Origin of the sequence: Enterobacter cloacae complex sp. IR5441, from assembly GCF_049238215.1 — a bacterium.
GTDB lineage: Bacteria > Pseudomonadota > Gammaproteobacteria > Enterobacterales > Enterobacteriaceae > Enterobacter > Enterobacter hormaechei_C.
In genome coordinates this window covers 111,710-130,955 of record NZ_JBMKIA010000013.1, presented here as the reverse complement: position 1 = coordinate 130,955, position 19,246 = coordinate 111,710, and the positions used below count along the sequence as shown (strand labels likewise).

Sequence of the window (19,246 nt, the reverse complement as noted above, 5' to 3'; positions counted from 1 at the left end):
TATGAATATCGAGCAGTACAGTAGTAAATCCCGATGCATCCGTAGCTCAGCTGGATAGAGTACTCGGCTACGAACCGAGCGGTCGGAGGTTCGAATCCTCCCGGATGCACCATTTTTTACTTCATATTGCTTTTGAAGTGATATGAGTATCGATAAGTACAGCAGTAAATCCCGATGCATCCGTAGCTCAGCTGGATAGAGTACTCGGCTACGAACCGAGCGGTCGGAGGTTCGAATCCTCCCGGATGCACCATTTTTTAATTCATATTGCTTTTGAAGTGATATGAGTATCGATAAGTACAGCAGTAAATCCCGATGCATCCGTAGCTCAGCTGGATAGAGTACTCGGCTACGAACCGAGCGGTCGGAGGTTCGAATCCTCCCGGATGCACCATTTTTTAATTCATATTGCTTTTGAAGTGATATGAGTATCGAGAAGTACAGCAGTAAATCCCGATGCATCCGTAGCTCAGCTGGATAGAGTACTCGGCTACGAACCGAGCGGTCGGAGGTTCGAATCCTCCCGGATGCACCATCTCTTCTTGTGATCCCCTTCGATGTTTAGTTCTTAATCACTCTCATTGTTATCACTTCGCAATCAGCGACAAAAATCCCCTTTTACGATAAAGTAATGCTTTGTTAATCGTTTAGCGAGAGCACGATGTACGCACAGTATGACGGTTTGATCTTCGACATGGACGGCACCCTCCTGGATACCGAACCCACGCATCGTCAGGCCTGGACCGAAGTCCTGGGCCGTTACGGTATGCGTTTCGATTTACAGGCGATGATTGCCCTCAATGGATCGCCCACCTGGCGTATCGCACAGGCCGTGATTGAGCTGAATCAGGCCGATCTCGACCCGCATCAGCTCGCGCGTGAAAAAACCGACGCGGTAAAAGCCATACTGTTAGACACCGTGCAGCCTTTACCACTCATTGACGTCGTCAAGGAGTGGCATGGGCGTCGTCCTATGTCTGTCGGTACGGGCAGCGAGAGCGCGATTGCTGAAGCACTACTCAACCACCTTGGCCTGCGCCACTATTTTTCTGCCGTCGTTGCCGCCGATCATGTTAAACATCACAAACCCGCACCGGATACCTTCCTGCTCTGTGCAGAATTAATGGGTGTTCCACCTGCAAAATGCGTGGTGTTTGAAGATGCTGATTTTGGCATTCAGGCCGCGCGTGATGCCGGAATGGCGGCGGTGGACGTTCGCTTACTGTGAGTGACGCGCTGTCACTCGCTTCATTATTCGCCAGCAGTTTTTTAAGCTCCACCCTCTTACCGGGGAATTCGGAAGTGGTGCTGGTGGCGATGCTGTTGTCCGGCGTAAGTCAGCCCTGGTTGCTGGTCTTAATAGCAACAATGGGTAATAGCCTTGGAGGGCTGACTAACGTTATTCTTGGACGTTTCTTTCCGCTACGCGAAAAATCTCGCTGGCAGGAAAAGGCAGTGGGCTGGCTAAAACGCTATGGCGCTGCCACGCTGTTATTAAGCTGGATGCCTGTAATAGGCGATTTACTGTGTCTGCTGGCGGGATGGATGCGCATTTCCTGGGGACCGGTGCTCTTTTTTTTGTGCCTTGGCAAGGCGTTACGCTATGTTTTACTGGCATGGGTAACACTACAGGGTATGACGTGGTGGCACTAATTGGTGGAATGAATTCGCGACCTTCAATCGTCAACCATTACAATTATGCTGAGTGACAATTTTTTGACAGGCGGGAGGTCAAATTGATCCCGGACGTATCACAGGCGCTGGCCTGGCTGGAAAATCACCCTCAGGCACTGAAGGGTATTCAGCGTGGGCTTGAGCGCGAAACGCTGCGCGTAAATGCGGATGGTAGCTTAGCGACTACGGGACACCCGAAGGCGTTAGGCTCGGCGCTGACACATAAATGGATCACAACCGATTTCGCCGAAGCGCTGCTGGAGTTCATCACGCCAGTAGACGGTGATATTGATCATATGCTGACGATCATGCGCGACGTGCATCGCTTCACCGCCCGCAACCTCGGCGACGAGCGTATGTGGCCGCTCAGCATGCCGTGCTATATCGAGCAGGGGCAGGATATCGAGCTGGCGCAGTACGGCACCTCGAATATTGGTCGGCTGAAAACGCTGTATCGCGAAGGACTGAAAAATCGCTACGGCGCACTGATGCAGACGATCTCTGGCGTGCACTACAATTTCTCTCTGCCGATGGCGTTCTGGCAGGCGAAGTGCGGTGAAACGGATAAAGAAGCGATCTCCGCGGGTTACTTCCGCCTGATCCGCAACTACTACCGTTTTGGCTGGGTTATTCCGTATCTGTTCGGCGCGTCACCGGCCGTCTGTTCTTCGTTCCTGCAAGGGAAACCGACCACGCTGCCGTTCGAGAAGACCGAATGTGGCATGTATTACCTGCCGTACGCGACCTCCCTGCGCCTGAGCGACCTTGGCTATACCAATAAATCGCAAAGTAATCTCGGAATTACGTTTAACGATCTGCACGAATATGTGGCAGGCTTGAAGCGGGCGATAAAAACCCCGTCGGAAGAGTACGAAAAAATCGGCCTCGAAAAAGACGGTAAGCGCCTGCAAATTAACACCAACGTATTGCAGATTGAAAACGAGCTGTATGCGCCTATTCGTCCTAAGCGCGTAACGCGCAGCGGTGAAACCCCGTCAGATGCGCTTCAGCGCGGCGGGATTGAATACATTGAAGTACGTTCGCTGGATATCAACCCGTTCTCACCGATTGGCGTTGACGAGCAGCAGGTTCGCTTCCTTGACCTGTTTATGGTCTGGTGCGTACTGGCGGATGCGCCGGAAATGAGTTCCGACGAACTGCTGTGTACCCGTGCCAACTGGAATCGCGTGATTCTGGAAGGGCGCAAGCCGGGTCTGACGTTAGGTATTGGCTGTGAAACGGCTCAGTTCCCACTGTCTAAGGTAGGGAAGGATCTGTTCCATGACCTGAAGCGCGTAGCCCAGACGCTGGACAGCGTGTACGGCGGCGAAGCTTACCAGAAGGTCTGCGACGAACTGGTTGAAAGCTTTGATAACCCGGAACTGACATTCTCAGCACGTATTCTGCGTTCTATGATTGAGCAGGGAATTGGTGGCACAGGGCGTTCACTCTCAGCGGAGTACCGTGAGATGCTGATGCAGGAGCCGTTAGAGATCCTGAGCGAAGCGGATTTTGTGACAGAGCGTGATGCGTCCGTTGTGCGTCAGAAAGAGGTCGAAGCGGCGGATACGGAGTCGTTTGAGGCGTTTCTGGCGAAGCAGGCCTGAACCAAAAAGAAAAAGGCCACATCGCTGTGGCCAAAATATACATCTCTGAATTCAGGGATGATGATAACAAATGCGCGTCTTTCATATACTCAGACGCGCATTCTGTAGAAGAGTTCAGTTTATTTTAAAAAAATCACTATCGGAGGTGACGTATGCCGTTATTAGATAGCTTTACTGTCGACCATACCCGTATGGAAGCACCAGCAGTCCGCGTGGCGAAGACCATGAACACGCCGCACGGCGACACGATCACCGTTTTCGACCTGCGCTTCTGCGTGCCCAATAAAGAAGTGATGCCAGAGAAAGGCATTCACACGCTGGAACACCTGTTCGCCGGATTCATGCGCGACCACCTGAACGGCAACGGCGTGGAGATCATCGATATCTCTCCGATGGGCTGCCGCACCGGTTTCTACATGAGCCTGATTGGTCAGCCTGATGAGAAACGCGTCGCGGATGCGTGGAAAGCGGCGATGGAAGACGTGCTGAAGGTGAAAGAGCAGAACCAGATCCCTGAGCTGAACGTTTACCAGTGCGGCACTTACCAGATGCACTCTCTGGAAGAAGCTCAGGAGATTGCCCGTCATATCATCGAACGTGATGTTCGTGTAAACAGCAATGACGAGCTGGCCCTGCCAAAAGAAAAACTTCAGGAACTGCACATTTAGTATCGTGCCTGTGGATGCCCGGTGGCGCTTCGCTGACCGGGCCTACAATCCTGATGACGACAACCACCACCTTCTCCTTTACCCATCGCCCGCTTGTGCCGTTTTCGCATGATTATGCTCATGGCGACAGCGAGCCGTGGCATCAGCACGACTGCGCGCAGCTCCTGCACAGCCTCACCGGCGTCGTGCGGGTCGATACCGCATCCGGCTGCTGGGTGGTGCCGCCCGGTCGCGGCGTCTGGCTACCTGCGGGTACGCAGCACGCCTTGCGCATCACCGGCAACGTTGCTGCCCGCACGCTGTTTATCGACCCGCTGGCGCGCGCCGATCTTCCGGCGACCTGCCAGATCGTGCAGATCTCGCCCCTGCTGCGCGAGCTGATCCTGACCTCCCTTACGCTTCCTGAATCTTACGCACCCGGAAGCCGCGATGAACGTGTTTATGAACTGATCCTCGATGAAATTCGCCTCATGCCGGTACTGCCGTTTCACCTGCCCGAGCCGGAAAGCGAAGCGCTGCGCCACCTCTGCCAGCAGATTCGAATGGCCCCGGGAGAAAGCTGGAGCAGCGCCCAGGCCGCAGGTATTGTGGGGATGAGCGAACGCACGCTGAACCGCCATTTTCAGCAGCAGACAGGCCTGAGCTACGGCGAGTGGGTGAGAAGGGCGCGACTGCTGGAAGCCTTAGTGCGGCTGGCGCAGGGCCAGCCGGTATTACGCGTGGCGCTGGATCTGGGGTATGGCAGCCACAGCGCCTTTACGGCAATGTTTCGTCGGGTGATGGGTCTCTCACCCAGCGATTACTTCAGGAACGACTGACCGCGTTAAAAAGCGCCTGAATCGACGCGCGTGCCACGTCGCTGTCGATGCCCACGCCCCAGCGGCTGGTCCCATCCTGGAACAGACAGCGGATATAGGCCACCGAGCGGCTGTCGCTGCGTTCGCCTAACGTATGTTCGTGATAATCCTTGATCACAAACGGTGCGTTGATCCAGCGGCTTAAGCCGTGAGCGGCGGCGGAGAGCAAACCGTTTCCCTGGCCTTCCAGCTGGCGGGTGCCCCCTTGCGTGGCGACGCTTGCCGTCAGCCGCAGCTGGCCGTCCTGCTGGCTGTCGCTGCGGTACGATTGCAGCGCTAATGGCGGGCTCGCCACCAGGCCGTAGCGGGCGCGGAACAGCTGCCAGAGCGCATTCTGCGTCATCTCTTTTCCATGGTTATCCGTTTCCTGCTGCACGTGCTGGCTAAAATCCTGTTGCAGGGCGCGAGGCAATTTCAGGCCGTGGTTTTGCTCAATAAGCCAGGCGCTTCCGCTTTTTCCTGACTGGCTGTTCACGCGGATCACCGCTTCATAGGTACAGCCAATATCCTGCGGGTCGACGGGCAGATAGGGCATCTCCCAGCGTTCGCCAGGCTTACGGGCATCGAAACCTTTCTTGATGGCATCCTGGTGCGAGCCGGAGAAGGCGGTGTAAGCCAGACGACCCGCCCACGGATGGCGCGGATGGACGGGCAGCTGGTTGCAGGTTTCTACCGTTTCAACCACCCGATTCATATCACTGAAATCCAGATTCGGGCTAATGCCCTGGCTGTAGAGGTTCATCGCCAGCGTCACCAGGCAGACGTTGCCCGTGCGCTCACCGTTACCAAACAGGCAGCCCTCCACGCGGTCAGCCCCGGCCATGACGGCCAGCTCTGCGCTGGCGACGCCGGTACCGCGATCGTTATGCGGGTGCACGCTGATACAGACGTCACTGCGGCGGCTGAAGTGGCGGCAGAAATACTCGATCTGGTCGGCATAGACGTTCGGCGTGCTCACTTCGACGGTAGCGGGCAGGTTGACGATCATCGGACGCGCCGCGCACGGCTGCCAGATCTCCGCTACGGCTTCACAAATCTCCAGCGCAAACTCCGGTTCGGTAAAGCAGAAGGTTTCCGGGGAGTACTCGTACTGCCAGCGGGTGTCAGGGTTCTCTTCACACAGCTGACGAATCAGGCGCGTCGCGCGCGTCGCCAGCTCGACGATTTGCGCTTTCTCCATGCCGAATACCAGACGGCGGAACAGCGGGGCGGTGGCGTTATACAGATGGACGGTGGCCTGTTTCGCACCGCGCAGGGAGTCGAAAGTGCGACGGATAAGATCGTCCCGCGCCTGCGTTAACACCTGAATGGTGACGTCATCCGGGATGCGGTTCTCCTCAATAAGCTGACGCACAAAATTGAAGTCCGTCTGCGAGGCGGACGGGAAGGCGACTTCGATTTCTTTAAACCCGCAGCTCAGCAGCAGATCCCAGAATTGCAGCTTGCGCGCGCTGTCCATCGGCTCGGCCAGCGCCTGGTTACCGTCGCGTAAGTCGGTCGAGAGCCAGCGCGGGGCGCGGGTGATAATCTGCTCCGGCCAGCGGCGGTCGGGCAACGAAAGGGTGGGGTAAGGCTGGTATTTGTCGGCGGGTGTGTTCAGCATGGTGCGCTCCTGTTGTCTTTTCACTATCGTGAATCGATTTCAGGCGCGCTGCTTTATCGGAACTGACAATCGCTGTCGCGTTTTGGACAAGGGGGGCGATTGTTGCCCGGTGGCGCTGCGCTTACCGGGCCTACGATCGTAGGCCGGGTAAGGCGTAGCCGCCACCCGGCAACCCGTGCACAGGGCTAGTGCGCCCCACCGCCCCCGCTACCGGCCCCAAACGGTGGTTTGGCAAACCACACCAGCCCCAGCAGGACGATGAAGATCCCCGCCGATATCCAGAAAATCTCGTTTGCCGAGATAATCAGCCCCTGGTTGGTGATCTGCTGGGCAAGCCAGCCGGACGCCTGCTGCTCCGTCATCCCCATCCCCTCAAACTGGCTATACATCTGCTGAGCGTTAGGGTTGAACGGGTTCACCGCTTCGGTGAGTTGAGCATGGTGCATCGATTCCCGGTTGGTCCACAGCGTGGTGGTGATCGAAGTCCCGATGGAGCCCGCCAGCGTACGGGTGAAGTTCGACAGGCTCGATGCCGCCGCCATCCGCTCAGGCGGTAAGCCGGAAAGCGTAATGGTGGTCAGCGGCATAAAGAAGCACGCTACGGCGAAGCCCTGAATAAACTGCGGCCACGCGGAGGCGCCAAAGTCCATTCCCGGTTCAAACGTATACGCGCGCCAGTAGAAGCACACGGCGTACATGATGAAGCTGAACGTCACCAGCCTGCGCATGTCGAGCTTATGGGCGAAACGGCCAATAATCGGCGACAGCAGAACCGGAATTAACCCCACCGGCGCGGAGGCCAGCCCCGCCCAGGTTGCGGTATAGCCGTACACCTCCTGCAACAGCTGCGGCAGCAGAACAATCGCGCCGAAGTAGAGCATATAGGCGAGACTGATACAGAGGCAGCCGATGGTGAAGTTTCGCGATTTAAACAGCGAGAGGTCGACTATCGGATTATCGTCCGTCAGCTCCCAGACAATCAGGAAGCTGATGGCCACCACGGCGACCACCGTCAGCACAATGATTTCCGTAGAGGCAAACCAGTCCAGCTCTTTGCCGCGGTCGAGCATGATTTGCAGGCTGCCGATGCCGACAACCAGCAGTGCCAGCCCGATGCCGTCGATCCGCCGCTGTTCGGTCCGCGTTTCGCGACCACGCAGAGACTGTAGCGTCATCAGCACCACCAGCGCACCGATGGGCACGTTGATGAAGAAGATCCAGCCCCAGTGATAGTTATCGCTGATATAGCCGCCGAGGATTGGCCCGCAAATTGGGGCGACGATCACCGTCATCGACCACAGCGCGAGCGCGATGGAGCGCTTGGCGGGCGGATAGTTGTTCAGCAGCAAACTCTGCGACAGCGGAATCAACGGCCCGGCGACAATCCCCTGGATGACGCGGAAGAAAATCAGCATCGTCAGGCTGCTGGACATGCCGCAGGCCCAGGAGGCCAGCACGAACAGGATCGTCGACCAGAGGAACAGCTTCACTTCACCGACGCGCTTCGCCAGCCAGCCGGTGATGGGAATGGAGATGGCGTTCGCCACCCCGAACGAGGTAATGACCCAGGTCCCCTGGCTCAGCGATGAGCCAAGGTTCCCGGCGATCGTAGGGATCGCCACGTTTGCGATGGTGGAGTCCAGCACCTGCATGAATGTCGCCAGCGACAGCGCAATGGTCATAATGACCAGCTGCGCCCCCTCCAGCGGTTTTTGCGGCTTTTGCTGTTGCATAACGCTCACCTTCGGCTTAACCGGCGTTTGCCTTCACGATGTCATCGATCAGCTTATTGACCGGATCGAGGCTAATTTCACGGGCGTTACTTTCATAAGCTGGCGTACTGCGCACCTGGCTTGCGAGGATCTGACCGTCGCGGTTGGCGGTATCGACCGTCACCAGCGTGGAAAGGCCAATTCGCAGCGGATGGTCTGCCAGCTGCTTAGGATCCAGCTCGATACGCACAGGCAAGCGCTGTACCACTTTGATCCAGTTGCCGGTGGCGTTCTGTGCAGGCAGCAGGCTGAACGCGCTGCCGGTCCCCATGTCCAGACCGACCACTTTTCCGGTGTACTTGACGTCATCGCCGTAAATATCGCTGACCACGGTCGCGGTCTGGCCGATACGCATATGCGCCAGCTGGGTCTCTTTGAAGTTCGCATCGACCCACAGATTGTTTGCCGGAACGACCGCCATCAGCGGCGTGGTGGTGCTAATCTGCGCCCCTGGCTGTACGGAACGACGGGAAACGTAGCCGGTCATCGGGCTGACGATTTTGGTACGTTGCAGGGCAAGCCATGCGTTACGCACTTCGGTCGCCGCCTGTTTCACCGCTGGCTGGTTTTCCAGAGAGGTACCCAGCACCATCGCCTGATTAGCGTTGTACTGTTGGATCGCCACGTCCAGTTGCGCCTGTGCGCTGGCCACCGCGTCGCGGGCGTGCTGCAACTCTTCACGGCCAATCAGGTTGGCGGTGCCGAGAGGAACACGACGATTGAGGTCGCTCTGCGCCTGAGCCAGGGCCGTTTTCTGCACGTCGATATTGGCCTGAAGCTGCTTGCTGTTGATCATCAGCTGGCGGGTCTGGCGAACGCTGGAGGCCAGCGCCGTCTGTGCTTTTTCAAACGCCTGTTGGGCGTCGGTCGGGTCGAGCGTGACCAGCACATCGCCTTTTTTCACAAAGTCGGTGTTATCAGCCCAGACTTTCGTCACGCTGCCTGACACCTGGGCCATGATTTGAACCTGATTCCCTGCCACGTATGCATCGTCTGTCTCTTCAACATGACGCAAGACTAAAAACCAATAGATCCCATATGCCACGGCAATAATAATAAAGAGCAAGGTCAGCAGAATAAGGGCGCTCTTACGTTTGCCCTTTTTGTTGGCCGGTTGCTGCGGGAGGGGGTTCTCCGCATTTGCGCTCATTGTTGTTCTCCACGATCTTTTTATTTTCACATCGGCTGAGCCGACCTGTTGTCAGAAAGGCCAGCAGTTTCACGTGCTGGCCTGTCAGTTTTTCTTTTTAGCAATCTGGAATGTTGAGCGGATCGTCGCGTTAGCGCAGCGCCTCAAGGATGACGCCGTCTTCATCCATCTGGTCCAGACGGGTGAGCAGCTTGCGAGTAATGTGCTCAAGCTGGTCGCGCTCGGCGGTGCTGAGGGCAGACCAGAGCTGGTGCAGGCAGTTGTGCTGCGGTGGCAGCACTTCGCGCAAGAATTCGTGACCTTTCTCGGTCAGTTGCAGATGCAGGCAGCGGCGATCGTTATCGCTTTCACGGCGTTCAATCCAGCCGCGCTTTTCCAGTTCATCCGCGATACGGGTCGCATTGGTACGGGATGACCCCAGCGCACAGCTCAGTTCCGACGGCTGAATGCTGTGATTTTCCTGAGACTCCAGCGTAATCAACGCCATAAACAACGTCTCGTTAATCCCCTGCGCTTTCAGCATCTTGTTACGATTTTCCAGCAGCTTACCCTGCATGTGCATGCACAGGCGGGTCAGCAGGATTTCCTGATACGGGAAGTCCTCATGACGACTGGCGCGGAACTTAAGCATTTGTTCAATGGGCGTAAACGAACTATCCATTTTGGGCATAACCTCATTAATTACAGCCGATATAGTAACGACAGTGACAAATAATGTAAATGAATTATTTGTGCGGTTATATCCGCCAAACGTATGTCACCATCAGAAAGCGCCGGGTAAATCCGTGACCCGGTGAGCACAGAGAGCGTGGGGTGTGTACCCGCGAAAGAGGGGATGTGAGGACAGGGGTCTGAACTATTCATGCCGGTAGTAAATATGTCACCCACAGTAAAATTTCTGGGATAAATGATTACCGTTACCTTAACAGATGCAGGCCCCCTTTACACCCCAGGGGGCCCAAAGCAATGTAAAACTTAGTGAATTGCTTCCTGACGGTGATAGCCGCGCCACCATACCAGCAGATTTATCGCCGCGACGATGGCGCCGATGGCGCATACGCCCGTCCAGCCCGCGTGCTGCCAGGCGGAGGCTGAGATTAGCGAGCCCGCCGCGCCGCCGATAAAGTAGCTGGTCATGTACCCGGCCGTCAGACGGTTACGGGCATCCGGCTTCACGCGGTAAATCACGGTCTGGTTGGTGATATGTACACCCTGCACGGTGAGGTCGAGCACCAGAATACCGACAATCAGCGCCAGCACGGAGACGTGTCCGTACCAGATGGCCGCCCAGGAGAGCAGGAGTAAAACCAGCCCTGCGGAGGTGGTCATATGAGATTTGCCTTTGTCGGCCAGCCCACCCGCCGGGCGCGCGCCCAGTGCGCCAGCCGCGCCTGCCAGCCCGAAAAGGCCAATCACGCCTTCTGAGTAGTTAAACGGCGGTGCGGCGAGCAGAAACGCCATCGACGTCCATAAGATGCTGAAGTTAGCGAAGGTGAGACACCCCAGAATGGCGCGCGTGCGCAGGAGTTTATCCCGGGTAAAGAGGCTGAAAACGGAGGCGAGGAGCTGCGGATAGTTCAGGTGATTTTCCTGCTTCACCCTTGGCAGGCCGCGCCACAGGGCCAGCGCCATGATAACCATCAGCACGCTCGCCACCCAGTAAACGGTGCGCCAGCCGCCGAGGCTCGCCAGCAGCCCGGCAACGGTTCGCGCCAGCAGGATGCCCAGCAGCAGGCCGCTCATGATAGTGCCGACCACTTTGCCGCGTTTTTCCGGGGAAGCCAGCGTCGCGGCGAGGGGAACCAGAATTTGCGCCACCACCGAGAACAGCCCCGTCAGCGCGGTGCCGATAATCATCATCGTTAACGACTGGCTGCTGGCGGTGATCAACATCCCGCCCGCCGCCAGCAGCGTCATGGAGACGATAAGCATCCGGCGCTCAAACATATCGCCTAATGGCACCAGGAACAGCAGCCCGGCCGCATAGCCGAGCTGTGCGGCGGTGACAATAAACCCGGCGGAGCTGGCTGAAAGATCGAAGGCGCGTGCGATGGTGTCGAGCAGTGGTTGTGCGTAATAGTTGCTGGCGACGGCCAGACCCGTTGCCACGGACATTAAAAGGATGAGTGCGGGGCTAAGCCCTTGAGTTGTTTTTGTCATTAGTTTCAGGAATCGTGAGTTAAGTGATTATTTTTCCGGAAACATAATAACCAATGATGGTGAATGTTGGGGAATTGTTACGTGGTGGATTGTGCGGTTAAGGTTGGGGGCGGTTTGATCCCCTCACCCCGACCCTCTCCCAGGGGGAGAGGGTGGTCATCGTTCCCTCTTCCCCTGGGAGAGGGTTAGGGTGAGGGAAAATGTTTTACTTCTGCGCCTCAAGCGCCTCTTTCACCCAGCCATCGAACTGCTGCTGGTGGGCTTTGATCCAGCCATCCACGTGGCCTTTGATATCAGCTTCGGATGATTTACCCGCGTGCATCATCGCGTTCTGGGCGTTAATGTCTGCCAGCGGCAGTTTCATCACCGAGAACAGCTTCGCCGCCGCCGGGTTTTTCTCGGCCCAGGCTTTGTTCGCCACAATATGCATGGTGTTCACCGGGAAGCCATAGTTCATGCCGTTTGGCAGTTTGGTGTCGATATCTTTCTGCTCGCCTGGCAGGGAGGAGAAGGGCACCTGCAACCACACCACGTCTTTGCCCGGCTTCAGCACGTCGCTCACCCAGTACGGCGTCCAGGTGTAGTAGATCACCGGCTTGCCTTCTTTAAAGCGGGCGATGGTGTCGGCCATCATCGCAGAGTAATTGCCGTGGCTCACGTCGACGGTCTTCGCCAGATCGAAGGCTTTGTTCTGGTGGTTAATCACCGCTTCACAGCCCCAGCCCGGCGAACAGCCCATCATGTCGGCTTTACCGTCACCGTTGGTATCAAACAGTTTTGCGATCTTCGGATCTTTCAGCTGTTCAATATTGGTGATGTGATATTTATCGGCGGTTTTCTTGTCGATCAGATATCCCTGCGCAGCGCCGGTCACAAAGGTGCCTTCGCGGTAGAATTTCTTGTCACCGCCTGCGGCGGCATACATGTCGTCGTGCAGCGGCTGCCAGTTCACGGCGGTAAAGGTGGCGTCACCGGAGGCAATGGAGGTATAGCCCACGTTGTAATCCACTTCGCTGGCGGTATTCACCGTATAGCCCAGTTTCTCCAGCGCACGGCTGACAATCTGGGTCTGGAAGGACTCTTCCGAAATGGTGCTCTGCACCGGCTGCACGGTAATGCCTTTGCCCGGCAGGTCAGCGGCAACTGCGCTGGTGGAGACAAGGGTCGCAAACGCTGTGGCAAAAAGTACGTTATGTCGCATCGTTGTTCCTTATTTTGTAAATGGGCGGGTGAGTAACCCGACAGGGCCGGTGGTGTACCAGCGACGGTTGCCGCGACTACGTGAATCACGACCGACAGCCTGGGTCAGGCGGTCAAGAATGATGGCGAGGATCACAATCCCGACGCCGCCGACGGTCGCCAGCCCCATATCGAGACGGCCAATGCCGCGAAGTACCATCTGACCTAACCCGCCAACGGCAATCATCGAGGCGATCACCACCATCGACAGCGCCAGCATCAGCGTCTGGTTAACACCTGCCATAATGGTCGGCATCGCCAGCGGAAGCTGAACCTTAAACAGCATCTGACGCGGGCTGGCGCCGAACGAGCGCGATGCCTCTATCAGATCCGCAGGCACCTGGTTAATGCCCAGAATGGTCAGGCGAATAATCGGTGGCAGGGCGAAGATAATGGTCACGACCACCCCCGGTACGTTACCGATGCCGAACAGCATCACGATAGGCACCAGGTAAACGAACGCTGGCGTGGTCTGCATCGCATCCAGCAGCGGGCGGATAATCTTCGCGGCCCTGGGGCTGCGCGCCAGCCAGATCCCCATCGGCAGGCCGATCACCACGCAGAACAGCAGGGCGGTCAGCACCAGCGCCAGGGTGATCATCGCCTGAGACCACGCGCCAATCGCGCCGATGGCAATCAGGGAGATGAGCGTGGCGATCCCCATACCCGCGCTGCCGAACTGCCATGCGATCAGCGAGAACAGGATAATCGCCACCGGCGCGGGCATGCCCAGCATCAGCTGCTGGAAGCCGTTCAGGATGTAATCCACCGGGATGCGGATCCCCTGGAACACCGGACGGAAGTGGGTAACGACCCAGTCGATCCCCTCCGTTACCCAGCTATCCAGCGGGATCAGCGTCTTGTGGAACGGATCCATAATATTGAAATGCTCTGGGGCAGGCGCTGGTGCGCTGTTGAGCCAGTCTGCCGCGCCGCCGCCATCGGCAGGCGCAGGCGTCGACCCCCACGCATCGGCAGATTGCGCCGCGCTGTCCGCTGCTTCAGTGGTGCCCCATGGGTTTGATTGATCAGCCATTGTTTGTCCCCTCGCGATCTAAAGCCTGTAGCAGCATCCGTTTTGAGATGATGCCAACGTACTGTTGTTCTTCACCGACGACCGGCACGGCGCACGGCGCCTGACCCACGTGAGAGAGCAACTCGCTGAGCGGCGTTTCGGCGTCCACGGCAAGCGGAGCGTCAATCAACGCCGCATCGATTCCCTGGTTTTCGCTCAGGGCGGTTTTCAGAGAGTCAATGGAGACCACGCCGACAAATTTATTGCCGCGTTCAACCAGATAACCGTATTCACGGTCTTCGTCCTGCAACAGCTTCAGCGCGGAGCGCGGGCCAAAACCTGGCGTTTTACGAATAATGCCGTTTGGTGTTCGACGGGCAATATCTTTCGCACTGAATACGTGGCTAATATCCACGCCGCGGAAGAAGGTGCGCACATAATCATTCGCCGGATTATTGAGAATTTCATCCGGTGTGCCGACCTGCACCACTTCACCATTTTGCATAATGGCGATACGGTCGCCAATACGCATGGCTTCATCCAGATCGTGAGAAATAAAAACAATGGTGCGCTGATGTTTGGCCTGTAATTTTACCAGCTCATCCTGCATCTCGGTGCGAATTAAGGGATCGAGCGCTGAGAAGGCTTCGTCCATTAATAAGATGTCCGGATTAATCGCTAATGCGCGCGCTAATCCCACACGCTGACGCATACCGCCGGAGAGTTCATCCGGATACGCATGAGCATAATTTTCCAGCCCGACCTGACGCAGTGCATCAAGGGCTTTTTCCTGACGTTCCTGAGCGGGCGTGCCGGCTAACTCCATGCCAAAGGCGGTATTATCGAGTACCGTCATGTGCGGCATCAGTGCAAATGACTGAAACACCATCGCAATTTTCTTTCTGCGCACCTCGCGGAGATCTGCGTCTGATATTCTGGCGATATCCACGCCGTCTATCAGCACCTGTCCGCGGGTGGGTTCAATCAGGCGATTGAGAAGGCGAACCATAGTGGATTTACCCGAACCGGATAATCCCATGATGACAAAAATCTCGCCTTCTTCAATGGCCAGACTGGCGTCTTTAACGCCAAGCGATAGCCCGGTTTTTTCCAGAATTTGCTCTTTCGTAAGGCCTTTCTCAATATATTTGAATGCGCGCTGCGGGTGCTCGCCAAATACTTTATAAAGATTTTTCACTTCTAATTTAATTGCCATGCAATAGAGAGTGTCCTGTTATTTGTTTATGTCGATATGATTACCATGGTAAATAGTTAACTGGCATTACCCTAACATACTCAGAATCTGAGACAACCCTAGACCGGCCTGATGGCGGAATTTTGCCGCAAGCGAAACGGCTGAATTTCCCATGAATAAAGGGCTGAGGGCGGTTTGAATTTTTCTCAATTTTTTGCTGCTGCATCGGGAAATTTCGCCTGAATCGGTGTGATTCAGGCGAATATGACGGGGAAATTACAGTGTAGTACGTAGTGGAATATTCGGCTGGAAATAATGAAATGCAGAGTTAATTAATGAACGTTAATTCATTCATTAAAAATCCCAGTCCTCGTCTTGCGTTTCCACCGCTTTACCCATCACGTACGACGAGCCGGACCCGGAAAAGAAGTCGTGGTTTTCATCGGCGTTGGGCGACAGCGCCGCGAGGATCGCCGGGTTCACCTCCGCCATTTCTGGTGGGAATAACGCTTCGTAGCCCAGGTTCATCAGCGCCTTGTTGGCGTTATAGCAGAGGAAGGCTTTTACGTCCTCTTCCCAGCCCGTTCCGGCGTACAGCTCTTCGGTATAGCTCAGCTCGTTGTCATACAGATCCATCAGTAAATCGAGGGCAAAACCTTTGAGTTCCTCGCGTTTTTCCGCGCTGACTTTCTCCAGCCCTTTCTGATACTTATAGCCGATGTAATACCCGTGTACCGCTTCATCGCGGATGATGAGGCGAATCAAATCGGCGGTGTTGGTGAGCTTGCCCCGGCTCGACCAGTACATAGGCAGCCAGAAGCCGGAATAGAAGAGGAAAGATTCCAGGAACACGCTGGCGATCTTCTTCTTCAGCGGCTCGTCGGCCCGGTAATATTCCAGCACCAGATCTGCCTTGCGCTGCAATGACGCGCTCTCTTCACTCCAGGCGTAGGCCGCGTCCACGTCTCTGGTCTGGCACAGGGTGGAGAAAATCGAGCTGTAGGAGCGGGCATGGACCGCCTCCATAAAGCTGATATTCGACATTACCGCCTCTTCGTGCGGGGTCAGCGCATCACTCATCAGCGCGGGCGCACCCACGGTATTCTGAATGGTGTCCAGCAGCGTCAGGCCGGTAAAGACGCGGATTGTCAGCTGCTGCTCGGCATGGCTCAGGGTTTGCCAGGCCGGAATATCGTTGGAGAGCGGCACCTTTTCCGGCAGCCAGAAGTTGCTGGTCAGGCGGTTCCAGACCTCCAGGTCTTTATCATCCAGAATTTTGTTCCAGTTAACGGCGCTTACGCGAGACAGTTTCATCCTTTCTCCTTACAGCGCGCAGGACACGCAGCCTTCAATTTCGGTGCCTTCCAGCGCGAGCTGACGCAGGCGAATGTAGTACAGCGTTTTGATGCCTTTCTTCCAGGCGTAGATCTGCGCTTTGTTGATATCCCGCGTGGTGGCGGTGTCCGGGAAGAAGAGCGTCAGCGACAGCCCCTGATCCACATGTTTAGTCGCCTCGGCGTAGGTATCAATGATCTTTTCCGGGCCGATCTCATAGGCGTCCTGGTACAGCGCCAGATTCTCGTTGGTCATAAACGGGGCAGGGTAGTAGACACGCCCGGTTTTGCCTTCCTTACGGATTTCAATCTTCGACACGATGGGGTGGATGCTCGACGTGGCGTGATTGATATAGGAAATGGAGCCGGTTGGCGGCACCGCCTGAAGGTTCTGGTTATAGATGCCGTAGCGCATCACCTCTTCACGCAGCTGTTGCCACATCTCACGCGTCGGCAGGGTGATGCCAGCGCGGGCAAACAGCGCGCGTACTTTTTCGGTTTTCGGCTGCCAGTCGCCTTCCAGATACTGGCTGAAATACTCTCCGCTGGCGTAGCGCGACTGCTCAAAGCCTGCGAACCGCTGGTGGCGTTCGCGCGCCAGCATCATCGAGGTATGCAGCGCATGCCAGGTGATGGTGTAGAAATAAAGGTTGGTGAAATCCAGCCCTTCCGGGCTGCCGTAGGCGATGCCCTCCCGCGCCAGATAGCCGTGCAGGTTCATCTGCCCAAGGCCGATGGCATGCGACGCGGCATTGCCCGCCTCAATGGACGGCACGCTGCGGATGTGGCTCATGTCCGATACCGCCGTGAGCCCGCGAATGGCGGTCTCTACCGTGCGGCCAAAATCGGGTGAATCCATGGTGTGGGCAATATTCAGCGACCCGAGGTTACAGGAGATATCCTTGCCCACGTCCGCGTAGTCGAGGTTCTCGTCGTAGCTGGACGCGCTGTTGACCTGCAAAATCTCCGAGCACAGATTGCTCATGTTGATGCGCCCGGCAATCGGGTTAGCGCGGTTCACCGTGTCCTCGTACATGATGTACGGATAGCCGGACTCAAACTGAATTTCAGCCAGCGTCTGGAAGAAATCGCGGGCGTTGATGGTTTTTTTGCGAATGCGATCGTCGGCCACCAGCTCGTCGTACAGCTCGCTTATCGCCACGTCGCCAAAGGCTTTGCCGTAAATCCGCTCAACGTCATACGGTGAGAAGAGCGCCATGTCGGCATTCTCTTTAGCCAGCTTAAACGTGATATCCGGGATCACCACGCCGAGCGACAGGGTTTTGATGCGGATCTTTTCGTCGGCGTTTTCACGTTTGGTATCCAGAAAACGCAGAATGTCCGGGTGGTGCGCGTGCAGATAAACCGCGCCCGCGCCCTGACGTGCGCCAAGCTGGTTGGCGTATGAGAAGGCATCTTCCAGCATCTTCATCACCGGGATGACGCCGGAGGACTGGTTTTCGATGCGCTTAATCGGCGCGCCCGCTTCCCGCAGGTTCGAGAGCAGAAACGCCACGCCGCCGCCGCGTTTCGAAAGCTGTAGCGCCGAATTTACCGCGCGGCCAATCGACTCCATATTGTCTTCAATACGCAGCAGGAAGCAGGAGACCAGCTCGCCGCGCTGGGCTTTGCCGCAGTTAAGGAACGTTGGCGTGGCGGGCTGGAAGCGGCCGGAGAGGATCTCCTCCATCAGTCGTTCGGCCAGCGCTTCATCGCCCTGCGCCAGCGTCAGCGCCACCATCACCACCCGATCTTCAAAGCTTTCTAAATAGCGTTTGCCGTCAAAGGTTTTCAGGGTGTAGCTGGTGTAATACTTCCACGCGCCGAGAAACGTCTGGAAGCGAAAACCGCTGGCATGCGCCCGCTCAAACAATGCCACCACGAAGGCGCGGTCGTAGCGGGTCAGGACACGCGCTTCGTAATAACCCTCTTTTACCAGCCAGTCGAGACGTTCCTGCTGGCTGCCAAAGACGACGCTGTTGGGGCGTACGTGAGCGGCAAAAAAGGCGTCCACCGCCTCACGATCTTTGCCAAACTGAATGCGCCCCTCCCGGTCATAGAGGTTTAGCATGGCGTTTAATGCGTGGTAATCCGGCGTCGCCTGAATCACGCGTTCTGCGGTTGTCGTTGCCAAAATTCGTTCACTCCTTTACGCACGTTCTCTACGTCCTGCTGTGTCCCCATCAGTTCAAAACGATAGAGATACGGCACGCCGCATTTTTGAGAGATGACATCCCCGGCGCGGGCAAAGGCCTCGCCGAAGTTGCGATTGCCTGCGGCGATCACGCCGCGAATCAGCTGCCGGTTATGGGGATCGTTCAGAAAGCGGATCACCTGACGAGGCACCGCCCCTGCGGTGCCGCCACCGCCATAGCTGGGCACCACCAGAATGTAGGGTTCGTCTACCTGAATACGCTCCCGCTCGTTCAGCGGAATGCGTATCGCGGGCAGCCCGAGACGCTCCATAAACCGAAGCGTGTTTTCCGAGCTGCTGGAAAAGTAGACCAGCGTGCTCATGCACTGACGCCCTGAGCGGCAAGGCGATTGATCATGTCCGGACGGAAGCCAGACCAGCTGGTGTCGCCGGCAACGACAACCGGAAGCTGACGAAACCCCTGCGCCCGCAGGGTGTCTGCCGCGTCGGGCACCTGATCAATATTGACCATCTCAAATGCCACGCCGCGGCTCTCCATTGCCCGTTTCGTGGCGTGGCACTGAACACAATCGTTACGAGTGTAAATAATAATGCTCATGATTCGTATTTCCATTTAGAATGAGAGGACGGCGCGAGTAAACGCGTCATGTTGTATGTGTCTTGCTAAAGGGAATACTAGATGTAGTTGCGATAAGTTTCAACCACACAAGATATGGGAAATTCAGATTAATAAGGCCCCGATGATGAGCCTGGCGGGGCAGGGCGGGCTGCGCGGTTCTTTCAGGCTTTCAGGCACAGAAAAGCCCCGGCGCCTGAG

17 protein-coding genes and 4 tRNA genes are annotated in these 19,246 nt (G+C 56.6%); 9 read left to right on the top strand and 12 right to left on the bottom strand.

From position 1 onward, the window contains the following. Nucleotides 1-35: 35 nt before the first annotated feature. From ACOTX5_RS15730 to ACOTX5_RS15690, 9 genes are all read left to right on the top strand, one after another. Nucleotides 36-112 (top strand) — tRNA-Arg (locus ACOTX5_RS15730). A 64-nt stretch (nucleotides 113-176) separates the two neighbouring features. Continuing rightward, a tRNA-Arg gene (locus ACOTX5_RS15725) sits at nucleotides 177-253 on the top strand. Nucleotides 254-317: 64 nt separating this feature from the next. Continuing rightward, nucleotides 318-394: transfer RNA gene (locus ACOTX5_RS15720), tRNA-Arg, on the top strand. 64 nt (nucleotides 395-458) lie between these two features. Further along, a tRNA-Arg gene (locus ACOTX5_RS15715) sits at nucleotides 459-535 on the top strand. Nucleotides 536-661: 126 nt separating this feature from the next. After that, on the top strand, nucleotides 662-1,228 hold the full coding sequence (yqaB, locus tag ACOTX5_RS15710; protein ID WP_015571665.1) for a fructose-1-phosphate/6-phosphogluconate phosphatase: 567 nt from the start codon (nucleotides 662-664) through the stop codon (nucleotides 1,226-1,228). Next, a complete protein-coding gene (locus ACOTX5_RS15705; protein WP_017692791.1) occupies nucleotides 1,225-1,653 on the top strand; it encodes a YqaA family protein in 429 nt (142 codons plus the stop codon). Before yqaB ends, ACOTX5_RS15705 begins: the two co-directional genes overlap by 4 nt. 83 nt (nucleotides 1,654-1,736) lie before the next feature. Beyond that, nucleotides 1,737-3,281, top strand: coding sequence for a glutamate--cysteine ligase (gene gshA / locus ACOTX5_RS15700; protein ID WP_023295314.1), 1,545 nt, complete (start codon nucleotides 1,737-1,739; stop codon nucleotides 3,279-3,281). 152 nt (nucleotides 3,282-3,433) lie between these two features. After that, nucleotides 3,434-3,949, top strand: a complete 516-nt coding sequence (gene luxS / locus ACOTX5_RS15695; RefSeq protein ID WP_017382778.1) for an S-ribosylhomocysteine lyase — start codon at nucleotides 3,434-3,436, stop codon at nucleotides 3,947-3,949. Nucleotides 3,950-4,002: 53 nt separating this feature from the next. Beyond that, on the top strand, nucleotides 4,003-4,767 hold the full coding sequence (locus ACOTX5_RS15690) for an AraC family transcriptional regulator (RefSeq protein ID WP_003862181.1): 765 nt from the start codon (nucleotides 4,003-4,005) through the stop codon (nucleotides 4,765-4,767). Here the strand turns inward: ACOTX5_RS15690 and leuA are convergent. From leuA to nrdH, 12 genes are all read right to left on the bottom strand, one after another. Beyond that, the gene (gene leuA, locus ACOTX5_RS15685) at nucleotides 4,754-6,409 is read right to left on the bottom strand and encodes a 2-isopropylmalate synthase (RefSeq protein ID WP_032649278.1); all 1,656 of its coding nucleotides are present in this window, start codon (nucleotides 6,407-6,409) and stop codon (nucleotides 4,754-4,756) included. The genes ACOTX5_RS15690 and leuA overlap by 14 nt on opposite strands. A 185-nt stretch (nucleotides 6,410-6,594) precedes the next feature. Further along, complete coding sequence (emrB, locus tag ACOTX5_RS15680; RefSeq protein WP_234101222.1) at nucleotides 6,595-8,142, bottom strand: multidrug efflux MFS transporter permease subunit EmrB; 1,548 nt, start codon at nucleotides 8,140-8,142, stop codon at nucleotides 6,595-6,597. 16 nt (nucleotides 8,143-8,158) lie between these two features. Continuing rightward, nucleotides 8,159-9,331 carry a multidrug efflux MFS transporter periplasmic adaptor subunit EmrA gene (gene emrA, locus ACOTX5_RS15675; RefSeq protein WP_045911577.1) on the bottom strand — a complete coding sequence of 391 codons (1,173 nt, stop codon included), beginning with the start codon at nucleotides 9,329-9,331 and terminating at the stop codon, nucleotides 8,159-8,161. Nucleotides 9,332-9,461: 130 nt separating this feature from the next. Beyond that, nucleotides 9,462-9,992, bottom strand: coding sequence for a multidrug efflux transporter EmrAB transcriptional repressor EmrR (gene emrR, locus ACOTX5_RS15670; protein ID WP_017694792.1), 531 nt, complete (start codon nucleotides 9,990-9,992; stop codon nucleotides 9,462-9,464). 314 nt (nucleotides 9,993-10,306) lie between these two features. Beyond that, complete coding sequence (locus ACOTX5_RS15665; protein ID WP_023304299.1) at nucleotides 10,307-11,491, bottom strand: MFS transporter; 1,185 nt, start codon at nucleotides 11,489-11,491, stop codon at nucleotides 10,307-10,309. A 205-nt stretch (nucleotides 11,492-11,696) separates the two neighbouring features. Further along, entirely contained in the window at nucleotides 11,697-12,692 is a 996-nt protein-coding gene (gene proX / locus ACOTX5_RS15660) for a glycine betaine/L-proline ABC transporter substrate-binding protein ProX (protein WP_017382774.1), read from the bottom strand. A gap of 9 nt (nucleotides 12,693-12,701) precedes the next feature. Beyond that, the gene (gene proW / locus ACOTX5_RS15655) at nucleotides 12,702-13,766 is read right to left on the bottom strand and encodes a glycine betaine/L-proline ABC transporter permease ProW (protein ID WP_015571659.1); all 1,065 of its coding nucleotides are present in this window, start codon (nucleotides 13,764-13,766) and stop codon (nucleotides 12,702-12,704) included. Then, nucleotides 13,759-14,961 carry a glycine betaine/L-proline ABC transporter ATP-binding protein ProV gene (gene proV, locus ACOTX5_RS15650; protein ID WP_015571658.1) on the bottom strand — a complete coding sequence of 401 codons (1,203 nt, stop codon included), beginning with the start codon at nucleotides 14,959-14,961 and terminating at the stop codon, nucleotides 13,759-13,761. The genes proW and proV overlap by 8 nt, the downstream gene beginning before the upstream one ends. A gap of 333 nt (nucleotides 14,962-15,294) precedes the next feature. Beyond that, entirely contained in the window at nucleotides 15,295-16,254 is a 960-nt protein-coding gene (gene nrdF / locus ACOTX5_RS15645) for a class 1b ribonucleoside-diphosphate reductase subunit beta (RefSeq protein WP_045911575.1), read from the bottom strand. A gap of 9 nt (nucleotides 16,255-16,263) precedes the next feature. After that, the gene (gene nrdE, locus ACOTX5_RS15640; protein ID WP_045911574.1) at nucleotides 16,264-18,408 is read right to left on the bottom strand and encodes a class 1b ribonucleoside-diphosphate reductase subunit alpha; all 2,145 of its coding nucleotides are present in this window, start codon (nucleotides 18,406-18,408) and stop codon (nucleotides 16,264-16,266) included. Further along, a complete protein-coding gene (gene nrdI / locus ACOTX5_RS15635) occupies nucleotides 18,381-18,791 on the bottom strand; it encodes a class Ib ribonucleoside-diphosphate reductase assembly flavoprotein NrdI (RefSeq protein WP_015571656.1) in 411 nt (136 codons plus the stop codon). The genes nrdE and nrdI overlap by 28 nt, the downstream gene beginning before the upstream one ends. Continuing rightward, nucleotides 18,788-19,027 (bottom strand): glutaredoxin-like protein NrdH, encoded by a 240-nt coding sequence (gene nrdH, locus ACOTX5_RS15630; RefSeq protein ID WP_017382770.1) that lies wholly within the window; start codon nucleotides 19,025-19,027, stop codon nucleotides 18,788-18,790. Before nrdH ends, nrdI begins: the two co-directional genes overlap by 4 nt. Nucleotides 19,028-19,246: the final 219 nt, after the last annotated feature.